This window comes from Pseudomonas sp. C2.3V, from assembly GCF_058536325.1.
Genome location: NZ_JBZUBN010000003.1, coordinates 83,914 through 99,212 on the forward strand (window position 1 = coordinate 83,914; position 15,299 = coordinate 99,212).

Sequence of the window (15,299 nt, forward strand, 5' to 3'; positions counted from 1 at the left end):
CCATGACCACACCTACTGATGAAACAGTACTTCCCGAGATCAAGGCAGAGCGCGAACCTGAACAGGAGAAGAAACAAAAGTCGCCTAAAAGGATGACGCTTCTGGCCGTGGCCATCCTCTGCGGACTGGGCATCTCCTACGTAGCCACCCACAAGGGCAAGCCGGAACATTCGATCCCACAGACGCCCGTCAGCAGTGATGTGCCGATGTCACAGGCCAGTGGAGTAGATTCGCCGCTCAAACCAGACGCGGCTCATCTGGATACCGCAGCACCTGAATCAAGCAGTGAGGCCGCCAACGTCGGGACCTCACATACCTCCCTCGCCATCGACCCGGACGCCGACTTTGAAGAGGATGAATTCGCAGGCGAAACCTCGCCTCCACCTCAGCCCATCCAGGCGCCTGAGCACAAGATTACCCGCGAGGGTGTAGAGACGGTTCCGCCTACCACGGAGCCTGTTGAAGAGGAGATGACCGCTGGCGCATCTTCTGAGATCACTCCCTCTCCAGACTCAAAGGCAGCTATTTCCACTGTTGCCATTGATGCTACAGAACACCCTTCAGGTCAGGATGAGGTAGAAAAAGCGGGACTGGCACAGGGTCAGGATGAGGTATCCCCGTCCGAAAAAGACCTCGCAAGCTTTGGCTACAGCATCAAGCCCAGTCAGGTAGGCACACCTCCAGAAGCTGAGGATGCACACCAGAAGCGACTGGCAGCACTGGCGCAGACCCCGGCCTACCAGAACATGGTTACAGCGGTGGGCATACGGGTGGGCCAGAACTGGAAAGCACCCGAGGACTACGAAAAGCATGGTGCACAGGTCCGGGTAAAAGTGGGACCGGACGGCGTTCTGACCGGGTTCGAAGTGATCCGCTCTTCCCATAACGACGCCTACAACAAATCCGTCATCAGCGCTGCCGTCGAGGCCTCGCCCTTTATTGAGATCAAGACCCTGCCCGCAGCCGATCGGGATGTCGTCACCGAATTCACCCTGAACTTTGGTCGCAGGATTTCGGATGCCGAGCACAGCGCGGCCAACGAGTCGGCTTCGCCTGAGGATCTGCCCGAGCAGGCTCAGGCTGAGGACGTCACAAGCGGGCCTCTGGCCGCAGCTCCCATGGCCGCGCGCCAGGTACAGGACCCGCTCAAGGCCATGTTTGAAACCAGCCATGCGATGACCGGAGGCCAGTGATGGACGCCGTGCAGGTAGATGAAGATTCCTATAGAGACCTTCTGGTCATGCTCTCCGAAGCCGCCAACGCGCAGAGCCCGCTGGATGCGGTATGCCTGATTACGGTCATGCTGCAGGACATCCAGCAGAACCACCGCCTCCCACAGCTGGAAACGGTGGTCAGGGACTGGAAGCTGCTCTATGCCCTGCACAAGGAACGGCCCCAGCCCAGGGAGAAGCGCTCATGATTCCTCAGCTGGTGGCGCTTGGCGTCATCGTGGCGCTGCTCTATTCAACCAATGTGCTGTTTTTCAACAAGGAGGATATTCCCGAGGGGAATGCACCCGAGTCCAGCCAGCAAAGTCCGGGCGGACGAGACATTGCCCAGGCCTTCAACCTGGTCAATCAGGAACTGCTGGGCAAGCTCAAGGATGGCAGCGGCACCCATGTTACTGACTTCTCCGGGCCGGAAAAGGAAGAAGCCGAGGAGAGGCGCCGTAACGCCGATGTCGAGGAAGTACGCTCTGTCGCCGCCGAGATTGCCGAGGAGATCGGGCTTAACTGGCGCATCAGCGACGAGCTGTACGCCCAGAACTACGCCATCGTGGCTATCACCCTCAAGGACAGCGGCAAGGTCGCGGCGGTCGAGACACTCTACTCCACCGAAAACCGTTTCTTTGATAACAGCCTGCGTCGTGCCATCCGCAAGGGCGAGCCCTATCGCCAGTTCAAGGACATGACGACGCGCCAGCGCGAGCAGCTTACCGAGATCGTGCTGCACTTTGGCGCAGGCAAGCCTCCCACCGAACGCCAACTGGCCTCGATCAGACGATCAAGGGGTGATTTATGAGTGTGGACGTGTATCTGGCCGAAAAACCCAAGCAGGGCCGCTCGCTGGCAGCCGTGCTCGGCTGTGACAGGACCGGCAAGGGCTGCATGCACAATGGCAAAGGCACCTTTGTGACGTGGTGCATTGGTCATCTCCTTCAGGCGCTCAAGCCTGATGATTACTCCGAGGACTGGAAGGGCTGGAAGCTGGATCACCTGCCCATGGTGCCCGGCGACTGGAAGCATCAACCCAATGACAAGACTCGCGACCAGCTAAAGGTTGTCTCTGAACTGTTAAGGAAGGCGGGAAAGGTCTATATCTCCACCGACTTTGATCGGGAAGGAGAAGCCATTGCCCGCAACGTTATCCGTTACGCCGGTTATCAGGGTCCGCTGTACAGGGTGTGCATCAAGGCCCTGAATCCCAAGGGACTGCGCAAGGCGCTGGACGCCATTGTGCCGGGCAAGGACACCATCAACCTCTACCACTCCGCCGTGTGCCGTGAACGCTCCGACTGGCTGGTCGGCATGAACGGTACCCGCCTGTTTACCCTCATTGCCCGAGGCGCAGGCTTTCAGGAAACCCTGCATGTGGGCCGTGTGGTCTGTCCCATGATCAATCTGGTCGTGACCCGTAATCAGGCCATCGCCAACTTTGTTCCCAGGGACTACTGGGACCTGTGGGCCGACGTCGCCGTACAGCGTGGCCAGTTCCGGGCGAAGTGGGTACCGCTAGAAGAATGCACGGACGAGGCCGGACGCTGCATCAACAAGACGCTCGCCGAGCAGGTCTCTGCGCAGCTGACCGGCACCGGTGGGGTTATTGAAAAGGCGGAGACGACGCCTTCCAGGGAAAGCGCCCCGCTGCCCTTTCACCTGAACAGTCTTCAGCAGTATGGCAACGTGCGCTTTGGCTACACCGCTGATGAGGTACTTGCCGCGGCTCAGTCGCTGTACGAGAACCATCAGGCTATCTCCTACCCCCGTACCGAATGCCGGTACCTGCCGGAAAACATGCACGCCGAAGCGCCGGAGGTCATGCAGGCATTGATGCTCAGCGACCAGAGCATTTCCGGTTTGATTGCTGGCGCTGACCTCAAGCGCAAGGGTCGATGCTTTAACGACAAGCAGCTCGAAGGCAAGAGCCATGAGGCGATTATTCCGACTGCTGAAAAGATAAACCTTGGCGCCTTGAGTGAAATCGAGCGCAACCTCTACGATGCCATCCGCCGCTTCTACATCGCCCAGTTCTATGAGCACCATGAATTCAACCGCACGGTGATCCATGTCCGGGCCGGTAAGCACGAGTTCATTGCCAAGGGACGCCAGCCGACTCGACAGGGCTGGAAGATCCTGTTTCCGGACACTGAAGCGTTTAGCGAAGCCGATAGCAATGAAGAGGATGACGCGGAGGAGCAGAGCACCGCGCTTCCCCCGATCAACCAGGGCGAGCCGGCCATCATCAGCGGGCCGGAAGTCACCGGCAAGCACACGCGCCACCCGCCCTACTTCACCGAGGCCACCCTGCTCTCGGCCATGGAGCACATCAGCCGCTACGTCACCGAAGAACAGTTCCGCCGCATCCTCAAGGAGACCTCGGGGCTGGGTACACCCGCCACACGCGCCAGCATCATCAAGACGGCGGTAGATCGCGGCTACCTGATCCGCAAGAAGCGCCAGCTGCACGCCAGCGACAAGGCTGTGGCGCTGATGAAGGCCCTGCCGCCTGCTCTGAAATCACCCGGGCTTACCGCCGCGTGGGAGCAGGAGCTGGAGCGGGTTGCACGCGGAGAGGTTTCGCAGGATGAGTTCATGCGCAAGATCACCGATTGGGTCTCGCGCATTGTTCACGGTTTTAAAGCCAGCCTTGCGGCCACTGAGGGACAGGGCAGCACCCAGGCGGCAGCGCTCAAGCAGACCTTTAGCGAGGCCCGCGGCACGCTCCATAAGTGCTTCGCCTGCGGGGCTGAGCTACGCCGGGTAAAGGGCCAGAAGGGCTTCTTCTGGGGCTGTACCAACCGCGACACCTGCAACAAGACCTTTCCCGACCAGAAGGGCCTGCCGCAAAAACCCATCAGTGATGAAGACCGCCCGCTGTGCGGCGACTGCGGGCGCCCGATGACCCTTCGCATGGGCAGGAAAGGGGATGCCAAACGCGCCAGCCGGTTCTGGGGCTGTTCAGGCTATCCCGAATGCCGCGCCATTGCGCCCTATACCAAACCCAAAAAAGATCCACTGGAGGCATGACGATGAGTTGGTTTAAACGCAACCGAAGTAGTGATGTACCGCCCTATTCCCCGGATGACTCCATCGAGGTCCTGCAGGAGCGCCAGCGCCTGATGCAGATCCACACCTTTGACAAGTGGGTGTCGGGCACCGTCAAGCAGAGCCGCGCGCGGCACCGCTGGACCCTGATCTTCAAGGGCATGCTGCTGCTGATCGTCCTGCTCAGCGCCTTTAACACCTGGTACTTCCTGCGCCTGTTTGATGAGGCCTCGGAAGTCAACGAAGGGGCCAGCCATGTCGGCGTGGTGGATGTGATGGGACCGATCGATGCCCAGCAACCGGCCAGTGCCGATCGAATCAACAAGGGCCTGCGCCAGGCCATGGAAAATCCCAACACCGTGGCGGTGGCCATCCGCATCAACAGCCCCGGTGGCAGTCCGGTCCAGTCCAAGCGCGTCTATGACGAGATCCGCTACGAAAGCCAGCGTCATCCGGAAAAGCCCATCTTTGCCGTGATCGAGGACATTGGTGCAAGCGGTGCGTACTACATCGCCTCGGCTACCAGGGAGATCTATGCCTCGCCTACCGCCATTGTGGGTTCGATTGGCGTGATCAGTACCGGCTTTGGCTTTGACAAGACCATCAAGCTCTTTGATGTCGAGCGCCGCGTGTATACCGCCGGCACCAGCAAGTCGATGCTGGACCCGTTCTCACCGGCCAGGGATGAGCAGGTCCAGTACTGGAAGACCGTGCTGGGCGCTACTCACCAGCGGTTTATCGCGGACGTAAAGCAGGGCCGCGGAGACAGGCTAAAACCCACCGAGGGTATGTTTGAGGGGCTGGTCTGGGAAGCTGGTACGGCCAAAACCATCGGCATCATTGACGATCAGCTGACCCTTGAGCAGCTGGTGCGCCAGCTGGTACCGGACGATGACGGCAAGCTCAAGATGAAAAACTACACTCCGCGCCTGAGTCCCTTTGCCGACTTCAAGAAAGGCATCTCGCTGAGTTTTCAGGAGGCGCTGGGGCTAGGTACGTCTGAAGGCTACAGCTCACCTGTAAGAGCCATGCTTCCCTAAGCAATAAGCCCCTGTAAGCGCTGATGCGTACAGGGGCCACCCCACCAGGAAAACCGTCATGACACAGTTACTTGCTCTCTTGGGTGTGACCGCCGCTGTGCTGGCCCTGACCGGCCTTGCCAAGCATTTCCTGATTGCCAGTCCCAGACTGCCCACATGGCCTGCCTATGCCTTTACCGGCATGGTGGGCTCACCCATACGCGAAACCGCCCGCGCCGTTGTCTGCCTGTGCATGGGCTTCAAGCTCACCCGCATAGCGCTGTACAAGCGCAGTGATGCCGATGGCACGCTTGGCCATGTCGACTACACCTTTTTCCCCGGCCCGCTCAGCTATATGGGGCGAGCACTGGAAGGCCTCGCACCCTGCGCGGTGGGCTGCGTGCTGTTGTGCCTGCTGACGGGCATTGCCTATGACGTCCCTACTCCCCCTCAGAATCCACTAGACATTCTCGTCTGGATACCGACAGCAATTGAGGAAATTCTCTGGAGCCTATGGACCGAGGCAGACAGCGATCCCTTGAGCCTTCTGATCATCACCGGTTTGTTTCTCGTATCGCTACATGCGGTACCGACGCTAACGGATCTCTACCGGCTGAGCTATGGGCTGATTACCTTTACCCCTATTGCCGCGTTTATTGGCGCCCTGCTCTGGTTTATCCGCTCAGCCCACTTTCCCTATATCGAGGGCCTGTTTATCCAGGTCGAGCGCTGGCTGATCCCGTGGACCTTTGAGGCCGTGCAGTGGATAGCGGTGAGCAGCCTCATGCTGTGTGTGGCGGCGGTGCTGTCGGCTCTGTTGCTTGTTGTGATCCCCACCCTTGCCGTCGCGCTCTGGCATAAGCTTACCCGCAAGCCGGTTGCCAACCCCGAGGCAGTTGAACCATGAGAGCCACTCTGGTCCTGCTGGCGCTAACCTTCTCGGGAGTGACATGGGCGGCCCCGGAAACCTATTACGATGCCAAGCACTTCCTGCGTAACGACATCTACGGTGATCAGAATGCAGGCGAGAAGGCCTCGGGTGAACTCTACTGCGGCTGCCAGTGGGAATGGGTAGGCCGTAGCGGGGGCGTCATGGATCATGAATCCTGCGGCTATCAGACCCGCGCCCTGCCCGACCGCGCCATTCGCCTTGAGTGGGAGCACATCCAGAGTGTCTGGTCCTTTGGCCATCAACTGCAATGCTGGCGCGAAGGCGGTTCAGGTGCCTGCCGGGCCGATCCTCTGTTCAACCGGATCGATGCCGACCTGCATAACCTGGCACCTGCCATTGGAGAAGCCAATGCCGATCGCGGCAGTTATCTGTACGGTGAACTGCCGGGCACGGCCAGCCGCTACGGGCGCTGTGATCTCCGGATCGATCCTGCGCTGCGTACAGTCGAGCCACGGGATGCCGTAAAGGGGCTGATTGCGCGGACCCACTTCTACATGAGCGACCGCTACGGCATTACCCTTTCCCGACTCCAGCAAAAGCTGTTCATGGATTGGGACAAGCGCTTTCCGGTCAGCCAATGGGAAAAGGAGCGAGACAACCGTATAGCGAAGGTCATGGGGCACCACAACCCCTTTGTGACCGGGCAGGCCAGCTGGACGCTGGATCGAAAGCCCGGGCTTGCCGGCATCATCAAGCGCGACAAGACGGTCAAGGAACTCTTCCCCGACCTGCAGGAGGCCTCTGCCTTGAATGAGGTTGAAAAAGAGGAAATCGAACCTTTTGATCCAACCCGCACGGAAGGCATGGTGTATGCCTCTCGCCGGACCGGTACCTACTTTATACCGACGCTCTGCCCTTCCTACCACTCTATTCCGGCGCGTATCCGGGTAGCCTATCGAACCGAGCGTGAGGCGCAATCTGATGGGTACAGGAGGGATGTGGAGTGCCGTTAGGAGGCGTTGAAAATAAATAGATTCAAGAAATTCCGGCTGCTTGAGTCGCGTGTTGAAAAGTGGCATCTTCGTTCACAAAATGCTAGGGAAGCTTACTTATGCCGATTCGCCAGTTAGACCTTCTAAATGCAGGCCAACGCCGCTCTATACAAGGGCGAGCTAGCAAGCGATTCGGACAACCTACTGCTTTTTTGAGCCATAGTCACAAGGATGCGATGCTTGCTTTAGGCTTGCAGGAACTGCTCAATAATCAAGGATGGGACGTCTATATCGACTGGCAGGATCTCAAGATGCCCGAAAAGCCAGACGCTGAGACAGCCTTTAATATCAAAGCCGCTATTGTCCGCGCCGACTGGTTTCTTTTTCTGGCAACGCAGAACTCGATGGCATCACGTTGGTGCCCTTGGGAAATAGGGTTTGCAGACGCCAAAAAGGCTCATGATCGCATCGCGATTGTCCCAACACAGGACAACCATGGCCATTTCTATGGCAACGAGTACCTTAACCTTTATAACAAAATAGACGTCACTACTGGCGCTGCTGGCCTTGCATTCTACGATACTCAGGGCAATAGCAAATGGGTGCGCGCTCTCTAACTTCAGACCTATAGTGCCTAAAACATGAAAAAGGACCATCTGCGGCTTATAAATACCTTATCCAAAGAGCTGGCCGAAGGGAATCTGGCAATTTTTGCAGGTGCGGGGTTGTCCCGGGCGGCAGGCTTTGTGGATTGGAAGTCATTGCTGAAGCCAATCGCCGACGACTTGGACCTTGATGTCGAGAAAGAATGGGATCTGGTGACATTGGCGCAATATCACGCTAACGCTAATGGGGCCAACCGCTCGAAGCTGAATCAGATGTTGGTCACTGAATTCTCCTCTTCCGGCGTAGCGCCGACAGAAAACCATGAGATTCTAGCCAGACTACCGATTCAGACCTATTGGACTACCAATTACGACAAGCTCATCGAGAAATCGCTAGAGCGAAATGGGAAGGTTCCTGACGTCAAACACACCAACAAACAGCTAGCAACTACCCATCCTAAACGAGATGCGGTGGTTTATAAGATGCATGGAGACGTCGATCACTCGTCAGAAGCTGTGCTGATCCGTGATGACTACGAACGCTATCACGTGAAGATGCAGCCTTTTATTGCTGCGCTGAGTGGTGACCTCATCGCCAAGACTTTCTTATTTCTAGGCTTCAGCTTTACCGACCCTAACCTAGAGTACATTTTGAGTAGGGTCCGGATTCAATTCGCAAAAGATCAACGCCAACAATACTGCCTCCTTCGAAAGGCAAGCAGACAGGCAGAAGAGGATCAGGCTGATTTCGAATATCGCCAGCGTAAGGAAGAGCTTTTTAAGCACGAGCTTCTAAGAGTTGGAATCAAGGTCGTCTATGTTGATGAGTTTTCAGAGATTACCGACATTCTGCGGGAGATAGAGCGCCGTCATAAACGCAAAACCATTTTCATTTCTGGCGCAGCTCATGATTACAGCCCGTGGACTAAGTCCGACGCGGAGCACTTTGTTTATAAACTGAGCAAAGCTATCAGTAAGGAGCAGTATCGGGTCATTTCCGGGTTTGGACTGGGCATTGGCAGTGCTGTTATCACTGGTGTACTCGAACAGACCATCATGAACGGTGGTCGCCTCGATAACGATCAATTAGTACTACGTCCTTTTCCCCAAAGCCAGTCTGGCGAACGGCCATTGCAAGAACTCTGGACAGAGTATCGTCGCAACATGCTCGCTCATGCAGGTATTGCGATCTTTTTGTTTGGCAACAAACTGGACGAGACAGGGGATGTGGTTCCGTCTAATGGCATGCGCGAAGAATTTGAGATTGCAGTTGCCAATGGTCTCTTCGTTATTCCTGTTGGTATTACTGGCTCAATCTCAGCTGACCTGTGGGATGAAGTAATCCAAGCGTACGACGAATCAAATTACGAACATGGTAAGGAGATAACCCCGCTGCTTCACGAATTGGGTGCTGAAGGCACCGATCTAGCTCGTGCTCACGATATCATCCTCTCCCTACTGCCCCTTATTTAAGGAAGAACAACATGGCCAGAAAGGTGTTTTTTAGCTTCCAATATGAAGACGTGCATCGTGCGATGAACGTACGGAACAGCAACGTGATTGCTGCTGATACCAAGGTAGGCTTCATCGACAAGGCGGATTTCGAAGAGGTGGAGCGCAAGGGCGATGCAGCCATCAAGAAATGGATAAATGAACAGCTGCACGGAACGAGTGTTACGGTAGTTCTGGTTGGCGCAACGACTGACAAGAGCAAATGGGTAAAGTACGAGATAGAGCAAAGCGTTGAGCGTGGTAATGGTATTCTGACCATAGATATCAGCAACATTGAAGACCTCAATGGAAAAACCACCAGCTGCTGCTCCCTTCGTGCACCAGGCGCCACCCATTACCTATGGAACAGAGATAATGGTCGTGACAATCTAGGTAAGTGGGTTGAAGCGGCAGCGAAGGCGGCTGGTAAACCGTAACCAGGAACTCGAAGCGCTATATAGTTATCTTTTGGGTGTCTTTACCTTTCTCATTACTGCTCGTGCGATGGCTGGGACCCCAGGGAGATAGCCGAGGCCATGACTGCTCAAGGATTACCCATCACATGGTCTTGCATTGACGCGTTAAGAGGTTCTACTCCGGGAAGCGCACCGAAGTTACAGCTGCCGAGCTGGTGGTGCTGATCAGCTCGGTATTTAATGAGTACAAGATGGCTGAATATCAAACCCCTTTAACCAGCAATCATGTACTGGACTATTGCCTTTTGTACCGAAAGGAGTGCCATTTTTTGCTGGTAACCTGTGAAGCCTTTGTATTCTAAAGGGTCTGTCGCAACTTCCTCGCCTATCGTAAATGGCGGGGTCGGGAGCAGCCTGGGCTGACCAAGTGCCTCAAGATGCGAAGAGTTCAGGGACCAAGCTTGATCATGGTATCCAGCAGGCCAAGCGTCGGTGATTATTACATCCACAGCCCCGCCTGGTGACTCACTAAAACATACATTTTCTTTTCTTTCATGAAATGTAGGGTCGCAGATGTGCACAATCTCGATATCAAGTATTTCAGCCAGCTCATGCCACGATCGTAAGACATTAGTAGTCGGTCCCCAAAGGCAAATACGGGCTTTTTTGATGGGGCAAATGGAAGTCTCGATGTAATAAGCGTCAGCAAGAACTTCGCATGGGTGACCTTGACTTGACATCGCATTGATAACTGGACGTTCTGACGCGTTAGCAAACTCCATCAAGCGAGAGTGGCTGGATTCACGAATGACATATAGCAAATAAAATGGATCTAGATAGCCTGCAAGATCTTCAACACGCTCAGAGGTTTTCAGCAGGTTAGGTAGTTCAATATAGCTAAGTCCTAACTCTTGGAATGCCTTTATAAAGGTGGTTCTTGTCCGTATGCCGTTGCCTTCAAATGACCAAGCGACGCTTCCTTCATAAGAACTGGCTGATCCAACAAGTGACCATATAGAGTATATGTCCGCACTTTTTAAATCAGCTAGATGGATAAGATTCATTCAGACAAACCTATATAACGTAGAAGACGTCCATCTATCCTACTTTGGTCTTCAGCCGCAGTGCACTCAAGTAACCACAATGCTTAGCTGCAGCTAAAAGATGGGAATAGCTGATCATTTCAATAAAACTCTCGGCACGCTCCGGATCTTCAGCCTACTCACGAGCATCAGCCATATAATCAAGCTTGCCAGATCTTGTTAGAAAGGCTCATAACCGAACCCGCAGGGAGCCAACACTGCAAGTGCGCTTGTTTAGCCTTCGCCTATCTCATAAGTAAACCGCCATCCACAGCGTACTGGCTGCCGGTAACGTATGACGATTCACTGGATAACAGGAAAAGCGCAACCGCAGCAGCCTCCTCAGGCGTTCCTATACGAGCCAGTGGCACTTGCTTCAATACTCCCTCCTCGAATTCCTGTCTTGTGCTTTCATCCATAAAGCTTCGAAAGCTTGTTTCTATGGGGCCAGGTATCAATACATTGACGCGAATGTTGCGCTCAGCCAAGGCGGCCGCCCAGCAACGAGACATGGAAATGAGTGCACCCTTGGTAGCCGCATAAAGGCTGGTCAGGGCTGCTGCCTCATAGGCGGAGGATGAAGAAGTAACCAGTACCGAAGCGAATGGATTAATAAGTGATGATAATGCGGCAAGCTGCAGTAAAGGCCCCCTTACATTGGCGGCCATCATCCTGTCGAAGGAATCAGCTGTTATAGCCTCCAGCGGTTCAACTTGTGCGTAACCTGCATTAAACCATAGCCCATCGAGCCGACCCCACTGTAAGACAGTCTCGACAAGCCTTGCGGGAGCGGATGCATCGGCAGCATCATTGAGTATCGCAAGCGATCCCACCGGTAGTTTTTTGGCCGCTTGAGCAACGTACTCCCTGTTGCGCCCCGTCAGAATCACCTGCCCTCCTTCCTCAATGATTCGCTGCGCACCTGCCAGACCTATACCACGGGTTCCGCCTGTAATCAGTACCTTTTTGCCTGCGAACCTTCCCATCGTTCTCTCCAGTATCTAATGGCCTGAAGAGCGTGACACGACTCGTTCGTATCGTTAATACACTATAATCAACATGAGTTATTTAAAAAGGAATGCATAATGCGAGGCAGTGAATACATCGAGCTCAGGGCGTTTGCTGCTGTGGTGGAGCAAGGAAGTTTTGCCCGAGCCGCTGCTCATCTGGGTATGTCTGCCTCATCCCTGAGCCAGACGATAAAGTCGCTCGAAACTCGCCTGGGCGCGCGTCTTCTCAATCGCACGACGCGCAGCGTTGCACCGAGCGAGACAGGTTCGCGATTACTCAAGCGTCTCCTACCAACACTGGCAGAACTGGACGCCATGGTGTTAGAGGTGAGCGCCGCTGGTAACGAGCCTGCCGGCAGGCTAAGACTCAATAGCACCCGTGTAGCTGCCATCCATTACCTTGCCCCGCTGATCGCTTCGTTTCTTGAAGCCTATCCCCGTGTACAGCTGGATGTCGTTACCGATGAGCGACTCATCGATATTGTGGCGGAGGGCTATGATGCCGGTATTCGGCTAGGCGAAAGAGTTGAACAGGACATGGTTGCCGTAAAGCTGAGTGGTGATCTGGAAATGATGGTAGTAGCCTCACCTGCCTATCTCGAACGTTACGGCATTCCAGGCGAACCTCGGGATCTGAAGGATCATCGGTGTTTATCCTATCGCTGGCCAACCGACGGAAGCCTGTACCGCTGGGAGTTCGAGCAGGCAGGAAAAGCGCTGGAAGTCTCCATAGAGGGTCCGCTGGTTGTAACCGAGCCTGAAATGCTTACTCGGATCGCCTTGGAGGGTGCTGGTATCGCCTACCTGTTTGGGCATCAAGTCAAGGAGCTCATAGCGGAAGGGAAACTGATCAGGCTAATGGAAGACTGGACGCCCCCATTCCCAGGCTTTTATGTCTACTACCCCAGCAGACATCATATGGCAGCTCCCCTTCGGGCTTTTTTGAATCATGTCGGTGCGTTTTCGCAATAGTGCCGCGACTCTTATATTCGCCTAATGACACCCTGGGCTCTGCAGGGCTTTGCAACCGAACCGCTGCTACCGGGCCAGTCAATACCTGTCGGCTGCACAGGCTTTCAGGTTGAGTACGACGGAGAGGTCTGGATTGAGCGCAAATCAGCGGAAAAGCTCCGCACCCACAGAGACCTGAGTAAATGGGCTGTGAGGCCTTTTTTTCACAGCTTCGAGAGCGCTCAACGCAAAGCAATGCATTGGCTCAACCACAACCGCCGAGATCTGGTTGAAGCATGCATCAAAGAGACCAGAGAAGCCCTTGGCTATCGAGCGCGGGCAACTTCCAGAGTGGATGAACATGGCGCGGTATAGCATCTATTTGAACGACGAATTGCAATGTGAAACTGATTGGCCGCCCATGGCTCAGGCTGCATGGAACCGTGCTGGGCGTGACCGTAATGCCGCCCAGCATGATGGCATAGCAACGCTCAAAAAGGATGGGCAGATGTTGGCCAGCGGTCAGCCACAAACCCTCAAGGGCCTCCCATGGCCTGATCACGACGAACCTGAATGCGATCTACGCGATGTCGTAAAGTCCTTGTTATTACTGCTCAGGCATGATGGCTGGGACGCCAAGGAGATAGCCGAGGCCATGACCGCTCACGGGCTGCCTACAACCAGGTCACGTATAGATGCATTGCGGGGATCGACTCAGGGCAAGCGCACCGAAGTTACAGCAGCTGAGCTTGTGGTGCTAATCAGCTCAGTGCTCAATGAGTACAAGAGGAGTGAGTCATAGGCGTTGTCGGCCTAATATCCAGCTTGACGGCCGCTTGAGTCGGCTCCCTATTTCTTGGGCGGATGCGGAGCAAGCTGCCGATTAAGCTGACTATACTCAGTCGACTCTTGGTTTAGAGCTTCAATCGCATGACTGGTGAGCGTTGACCAGAGCGAATAGAGACTGGAGACGGTATCCATATCTGAATGAACAATGCCCAGTCCTGCCCTGACTCCCTTGCCGTAGCGGTCATTCCAGATCAGGAGAGTAAATCCGTCCTTGGCAACCAGGTTATTGATGCGATCAAACATAGTGTTTTACTCGCATTCAGGACTGGGTATCTTCAGTAAGTGAATAGCCATCTTCCGGCGCTCACGCGCTTTCTCTCCAGGCCATATCGCGGAGTGGTGATTCCAACTTTTGATGGCCTTTTGTGCGCTAACTGGCCGTAGGTAGCTCCAGGCATCAAGGCGAACCCTGCATGCCGAGCATGCAAAAACGTATCCCGGATGCACACCCTCGAAACCACAAGGCGGACAATCATATGCCGCCATGCTGACCTGCGATCCGCATTCAGGACATTCATTCTGCATGATGGATTACTCTGAAACCCGCTGCGGCAGATATGCTTTGCAGTTGTCATCGTAGAATTTTTTGAATGCTGGAGTGGTTCCAATACCTTGCGTTTGAAGACTTTTTCGCTTATCGATAATGCGTTCCGAGGTATACGCATCGCGATCAGCATCCGATAGCGTCGGATAGATCACTTTGTAGCGGGAATCGAGTGCGCTGGACCACACCTTGTACAGCTCAATCCCTTGACCCGATTTCATCGCGGCGGCAGTACACATCGCTAGGTCCGTTGTCCCTAGTGCCGATTTGTCCGGAAAGCTTTGAGCAATGGCGGTTGCTGCAAAGCCTGTATAGGTCATTACGACTAGCACTCGACAAATGATTTTCATGCGATATCCGTAAGCTCGCGGGCGCTAAAGCGGCGCCCTGATACTGCCAAAGGCCCAATCAAGGGCCGGTGGTATGCAGCGAAGTTCGTCTGTTGATCCATGGTTAATGCCTTTGATCAGTCGCTGGCAAGAATGGATACAACTCCACCTCTGTCCAGCGGTGGTAAGAATCAGGCTCAAAGACCTGCCCGGTACTGCGGCAAAACTCCCATTCGGTTCGAAAGGCCTCAGCGGTAAGCGAGGCATGCAACTCCTGATGCCACTCGAAAGTGCCCATGCGGCCTACTTGGAACTGCTTTATCCGTTTTCTGCCTTGGTCATCTGTCCAATTAACCCCGTACACCACATAAACTGGACAGCCGAGGCGGCGGCGATCCTTTTTCAGATAGCGGGTGATTCCGACGCGCCCGACGCTACGTTTGTGCGCCATTGGGGAAGTGCGGAAGCTGCCACGTCCATTCCCAGCATTGGGCAGTTTCGCAAGCATCTGGTCTCGCCAGTTTACGGCCGCACGCAGCGCCTTTTCTTTGCTGACGAATCGCGACCAGGCGAATGTGGCAGAATATTCGTAGTCACCTCGCACGATCCTGACCTGATAGGCATCGTAGCCTGGGACGGTGATGTTGTCTGGCAGGAAGCGAGGGATAGCAGGCATCTTTTTTCCTATTCAAAATGGTGGGTAGTTCAAGCCAAACACCAATCGCAGTGCCGACAATCACTAATGCACATGTTTGTAGAGGCCCATTGCGTTTTCCTTTAACTATTTGCGCTCAATTGCCCAGAGCGTGAAACCAGTGAAAGCAAGGAGAAGCATCGCTGTAGCCAAGGAGTGG

17 protein-coding genes are annotated in these 15,299 nt (G+C 54.9%); 12 read left to right on the forward strand and 5 right to left on the reverse strand.

The window, feature by feature from the left end; all coding sequences use genetic code 11:
* The first annotated feature begins 2 nt into the window (after positions 1-2).
* From AC4LF3_RS23400 to AC4LF3_RS23445, 10 genes are all read left to right on the forward strand, one after another.
* Entirely contained in the window at positions 3-1,193 is a 1,191-nt protein-coding gene (locus tag AC4LF3_RS23400) for a TonB C-terminal domain-containing protein (RefSeq protein WP_125913180.1), read from the forward strand.
* Positions 1,193-1,420, forward strand: coding sequence for a hypothetical protein (locus AC4LF3_RS23405; RefSeq protein ID WP_167517147.1), 228 nt, complete (start codon positions 1,193-1,195; stop codon positions 1,418-1,420). Before AC4LF3_RS23400 ends, AC4LF3_RS23405 begins: the two co-directional genes overlap by 1 nt.
* Positions 1,417-2,022, forward strand: a complete 606-nt coding sequence (locus AC4LF3_RS23410) for a TonB C-terminal domain-containing protein (RefSeq protein WP_181123732.1) — start codon at positions 1,417-1,419, stop codon at positions 2,020-2,022. The genes AC4LF3_RS23405 and AC4LF3_RS23410 overlap by 4 nt, the downstream gene beginning before the upstream one ends.
* On the forward strand, positions 2,019-4,247 hold the full coding sequence (locus tag AC4LF3_RS23415) for a DNA topoisomerase 3 (protein WP_125913178.1): 2,229 nt from the start codon (positions 2,019-2,021) through the stop codon (positions 4,245-4,247). The genes AC4LF3_RS23410 and AC4LF3_RS23415 overlap by 4 nt, the downstream gene beginning before the upstream one ends.
* A gap of 2 nt (positions 4,248-4,249) precedes the next feature.
* On the forward strand, positions 4,250-5,305 hold the full coding sequence (locus tag AC4LF3_RS23420; protein WP_181123729.1) for a S49 family peptidase: 1,056 nt from the start codon (positions 4,250-4,252) through the stop codon (positions 5,303-5,305).
* A gap of 58 nt (positions 5,306-5,363) precedes the next feature.
* Positions 5,364-6,191, forward strand: coding sequence for a hypothetical protein (locus AC4LF3_RS23425; protein ID WP_125913176.1), 828 nt, complete (start codon positions 5,364-5,366; stop codon positions 6,189-6,191).
* On the forward strand, positions 6,188-7,189 hold the full coding sequence (locus AC4LF3_RS23430) for an endonuclease (protein ID WP_125913175.1): 1,002 nt from the start codon (positions 6,188-6,190) through the stop codon (positions 7,187-7,189). The genes AC4LF3_RS23425 and AC4LF3_RS23430 overlap by 4 nt, the downstream gene beginning before the upstream one ends.
* 98 nt (positions 7,190-7,287) lie before the next feature.
* Positions 7,288-7,785 (forward strand): toll/interleukin-1 receptor domain-containing protein, encoded by a 498-nt coding sequence (locus tag AC4LF3_RS23435; protein ID WP_125913174.1) that lies wholly within the window; start codon positions 7,288-7,290, stop codon positions 7,783-7,785.
* A 24-nt stretch (positions 7,786-7,809) separates the two neighbouring features.
* Positions 7,810-9,246: an SIR2 family protein gene (locus tag AC4LF3_RS23440; protein ID WP_125913173.1), complete on the forward strand. Its 1,437-nt coding sequence runs from the start codon at positions 7,810-7,812 to the stop codon at positions 9,244-9,246.
* Positions 9,247-9,257: 11 nt separating this feature from the next.
* A complete protein-coding gene (locus AC4LF3_RS23445) occupies positions 9,258-9,701 on the forward strand; it encodes a TIR domain-containing protein (protein ID WP_125913172.1) in 444 nt (147 codons plus the stop codon).
* 251 nt (positions 9,702-9,952) lie between these two features.
* Here the strand turns inward: AC4LF3_RS23445 and AC4LF3_RS23450 are convergent, their stop codons facing one another.
* Together AC4LF3_RS23450 and AC4LF3_RS23455 are read right to left on the reverse strand one after the other, a co-directional pair.
* Positions 9,953-10,744, reverse strand: a complete 792-nt coding sequence (locus tag AC4LF3_RS23450) for a Rossmann-fold NAD(P)-binding domain-containing protein (protein ID WP_125913171.1) — start codon at positions 10,742-10,744, stop codon at positions 9,953-9,955.
* Positions 10,745-11,007: 263 nt separating this feature from the next.
* Positions 11,008-11,748, reverse strand: coding sequence for an SDR family oxidoreductase (locus AC4LF3_RS23455; RefSeq protein WP_125913170.1), 741 nt, complete (start codon positions 11,746-11,748; stop codon positions 11,008-11,010).
* Positions 11,749-11,847: 99 nt separating this feature from the next.
* On the opposite strand from AC4LF3_RS23455, the gene AC4LF3_RS23460 reads away from it, so the two are divergent.
* Positions 11,848-12,744, forward strand: coding sequence for a LysR family transcriptional regulator (locus AC4LF3_RS23460; RefSeq protein ID WP_125913169.1), 897 nt, complete (start codon positions 11,848-11,850; stop codon positions 12,742-12,744).
* Positions 12,745-13,045: 301 nt separating this feature from the next.
* On the forward strand, positions 13,046-13,525 hold the full coding sequence (locus AC4LF3_RS23465; RefSeq protein WP_125913168.1) for a hypothetical protein: 480 nt from the start codon (positions 13,046-13,048) through the stop codon (positions 13,523-13,525).
* A 47-nt stretch (positions 13,526-13,572) separates the two neighbouring features.
* On the opposite strand, the gene AC4LF3_RS23470 is transcribed toward AC4LF3_RS23465, so the two are convergent.
* From AC4LF3_RS23470 to AC4LF3_RS23480, 3 genes are all read right to left on the reverse strand, one after another.
* Entirely contained in the window at positions 13,573-13,815 is a 243-nt protein-coding gene (locus AC4LF3_RS23470) for a hypothetical protein (RefSeq protein ID WP_125913167.1), read from the reverse strand.
* 288 nt (positions 13,816-14,103) lie between these two features.
* The gene (locus AC4LF3_RS23475; RefSeq protein WP_125913166.1) at positions 14,104-14,466 is read right to left on the reverse strand and encodes a hypothetical protein; all 363 of its coding nucleotides are present in this window, start codon (positions 14,464-14,466) and stop codon (positions 14,104-14,106) included.
* Positions 14,467-14,569: 103 nt separating this feature from the next.
* Entirely contained in the window at positions 14,570-15,121 is a 552-nt protein-coding gene (locus AC4LF3_RS23480) for a hypothetical protein (RefSeq protein WP_125913165.1), read from the reverse strand.
* Positions 15,122-15,299 lie beyond the last annotated feature (178 nt).

Coding starts and splice junctions, on each gene's coding strand:
- AC4LF3_RS23400 (WP_125913180.1), top strand. CDS start 3: ATGACCACACCTACTGATGAAACAGTACTTCCCGAGATCAAGGCAGAG.
- AC4LF3_RS23405 (WP_167517147.1), top strand. CDS start 1,193: ATGGACGCCGTGCAGGTAGATGAAGATTCCTATAGAGACCTTCTGGTC.
- AC4LF3_RS23410 (WP_181123732.1), top strand. CDS start 1,417: ATGATTCCTCAGCTGGTGGCGCTTGGCGTCATCGTGGCGCTGCTCTAT.
- AC4LF3_RS23415 (WP_125913178.1), top strand. CDS start 2,019: ATGAGTGTGGACGTGTATCTGGCCGAAAAACCCAAGCAGGGCCGCTCG.
- AC4LF3_RS23420 (WP_181123729.1), top strand. CDS start 4,250: ATGAGTTGGTTTAAACGCAACCGAAGTAGTGATGTACCGCCCTATTCC.
- AC4LF3_RS23425 (WP_125913176.1), top strand. CDS start 5,364: ATGACACAGTTACTTGCTCTCTTGGGTGTGACCGCCGCTGTGCTGGCC.
- AC4LF3_RS23430 (WP_125913175.1), top strand. CDS start 6,188: ATGAGAGCCACTCTGGTCCTGCTGGCGCTAACCTTCTCGGGAGTGACA.
- AC4LF3_RS23435 (WP_125913174.1), top strand. CDS start 7,288: ATGCCGATTCGCCAGTTAGACCTTCTAAATGCAGGCCAACGCCGCTCT.
- AC4LF3_RS23440 (WP_125913173.1), top strand. CDS start 7,810: ATGAAAAAGGACCATCTGCGGCTTATAAATACCTTATCCAAAGAGCTG.
- AC4LF3_RS23445 (WP_125913172.1), top strand. CDS start 9,258: ATGGCCAGAAAGGTGTTTTTTAGCTTCCAATATGAAGACGTGCATCGT.
- AC4LF3_RS23450 (WP_125913171.1), bottom strand. CDS start 10,744: ATGAATCTTATCCATCTAGCTGATTTAAAAAGTGCGGACATATACTCT.
- AC4LF3_RS23455 (WP_125913170.1), bottom strand. CDS start 11,748: ATGGGAAGGTTCGCAGGCAAAAAGGTACTGATTACAGGCGGAACCCGT.
- AC4LF3_RS23460 (WP_125913169.1), top strand. CDS start 11,848: ATGCGAGGCAGTGAATACATCGAGCTCAGGGCGTTTGCTGCTGTGGTG.
- AC4LF3_RS23470 (WP_125913167.1), bottom strand. CDS start 13,815: ATGTTTGATCGCATCAATAACCTGGTTGCCAAGGACGGATTTACTCTC.
- AC4LF3_RS23475 (WP_125913166.1), bottom strand. CDS start 14,466: ATGAAAATCATTTGTCGAGTGCTAGTCGTAATGACCTATACAGGCTTT.
- AC4LF3_RS23480 (WP_125913165.1), bottom strand. CDS start 15,121: ATGCCTGCTATCCCTCGCTTCCTGCCAGACAACATCACCGTCCCAGGC.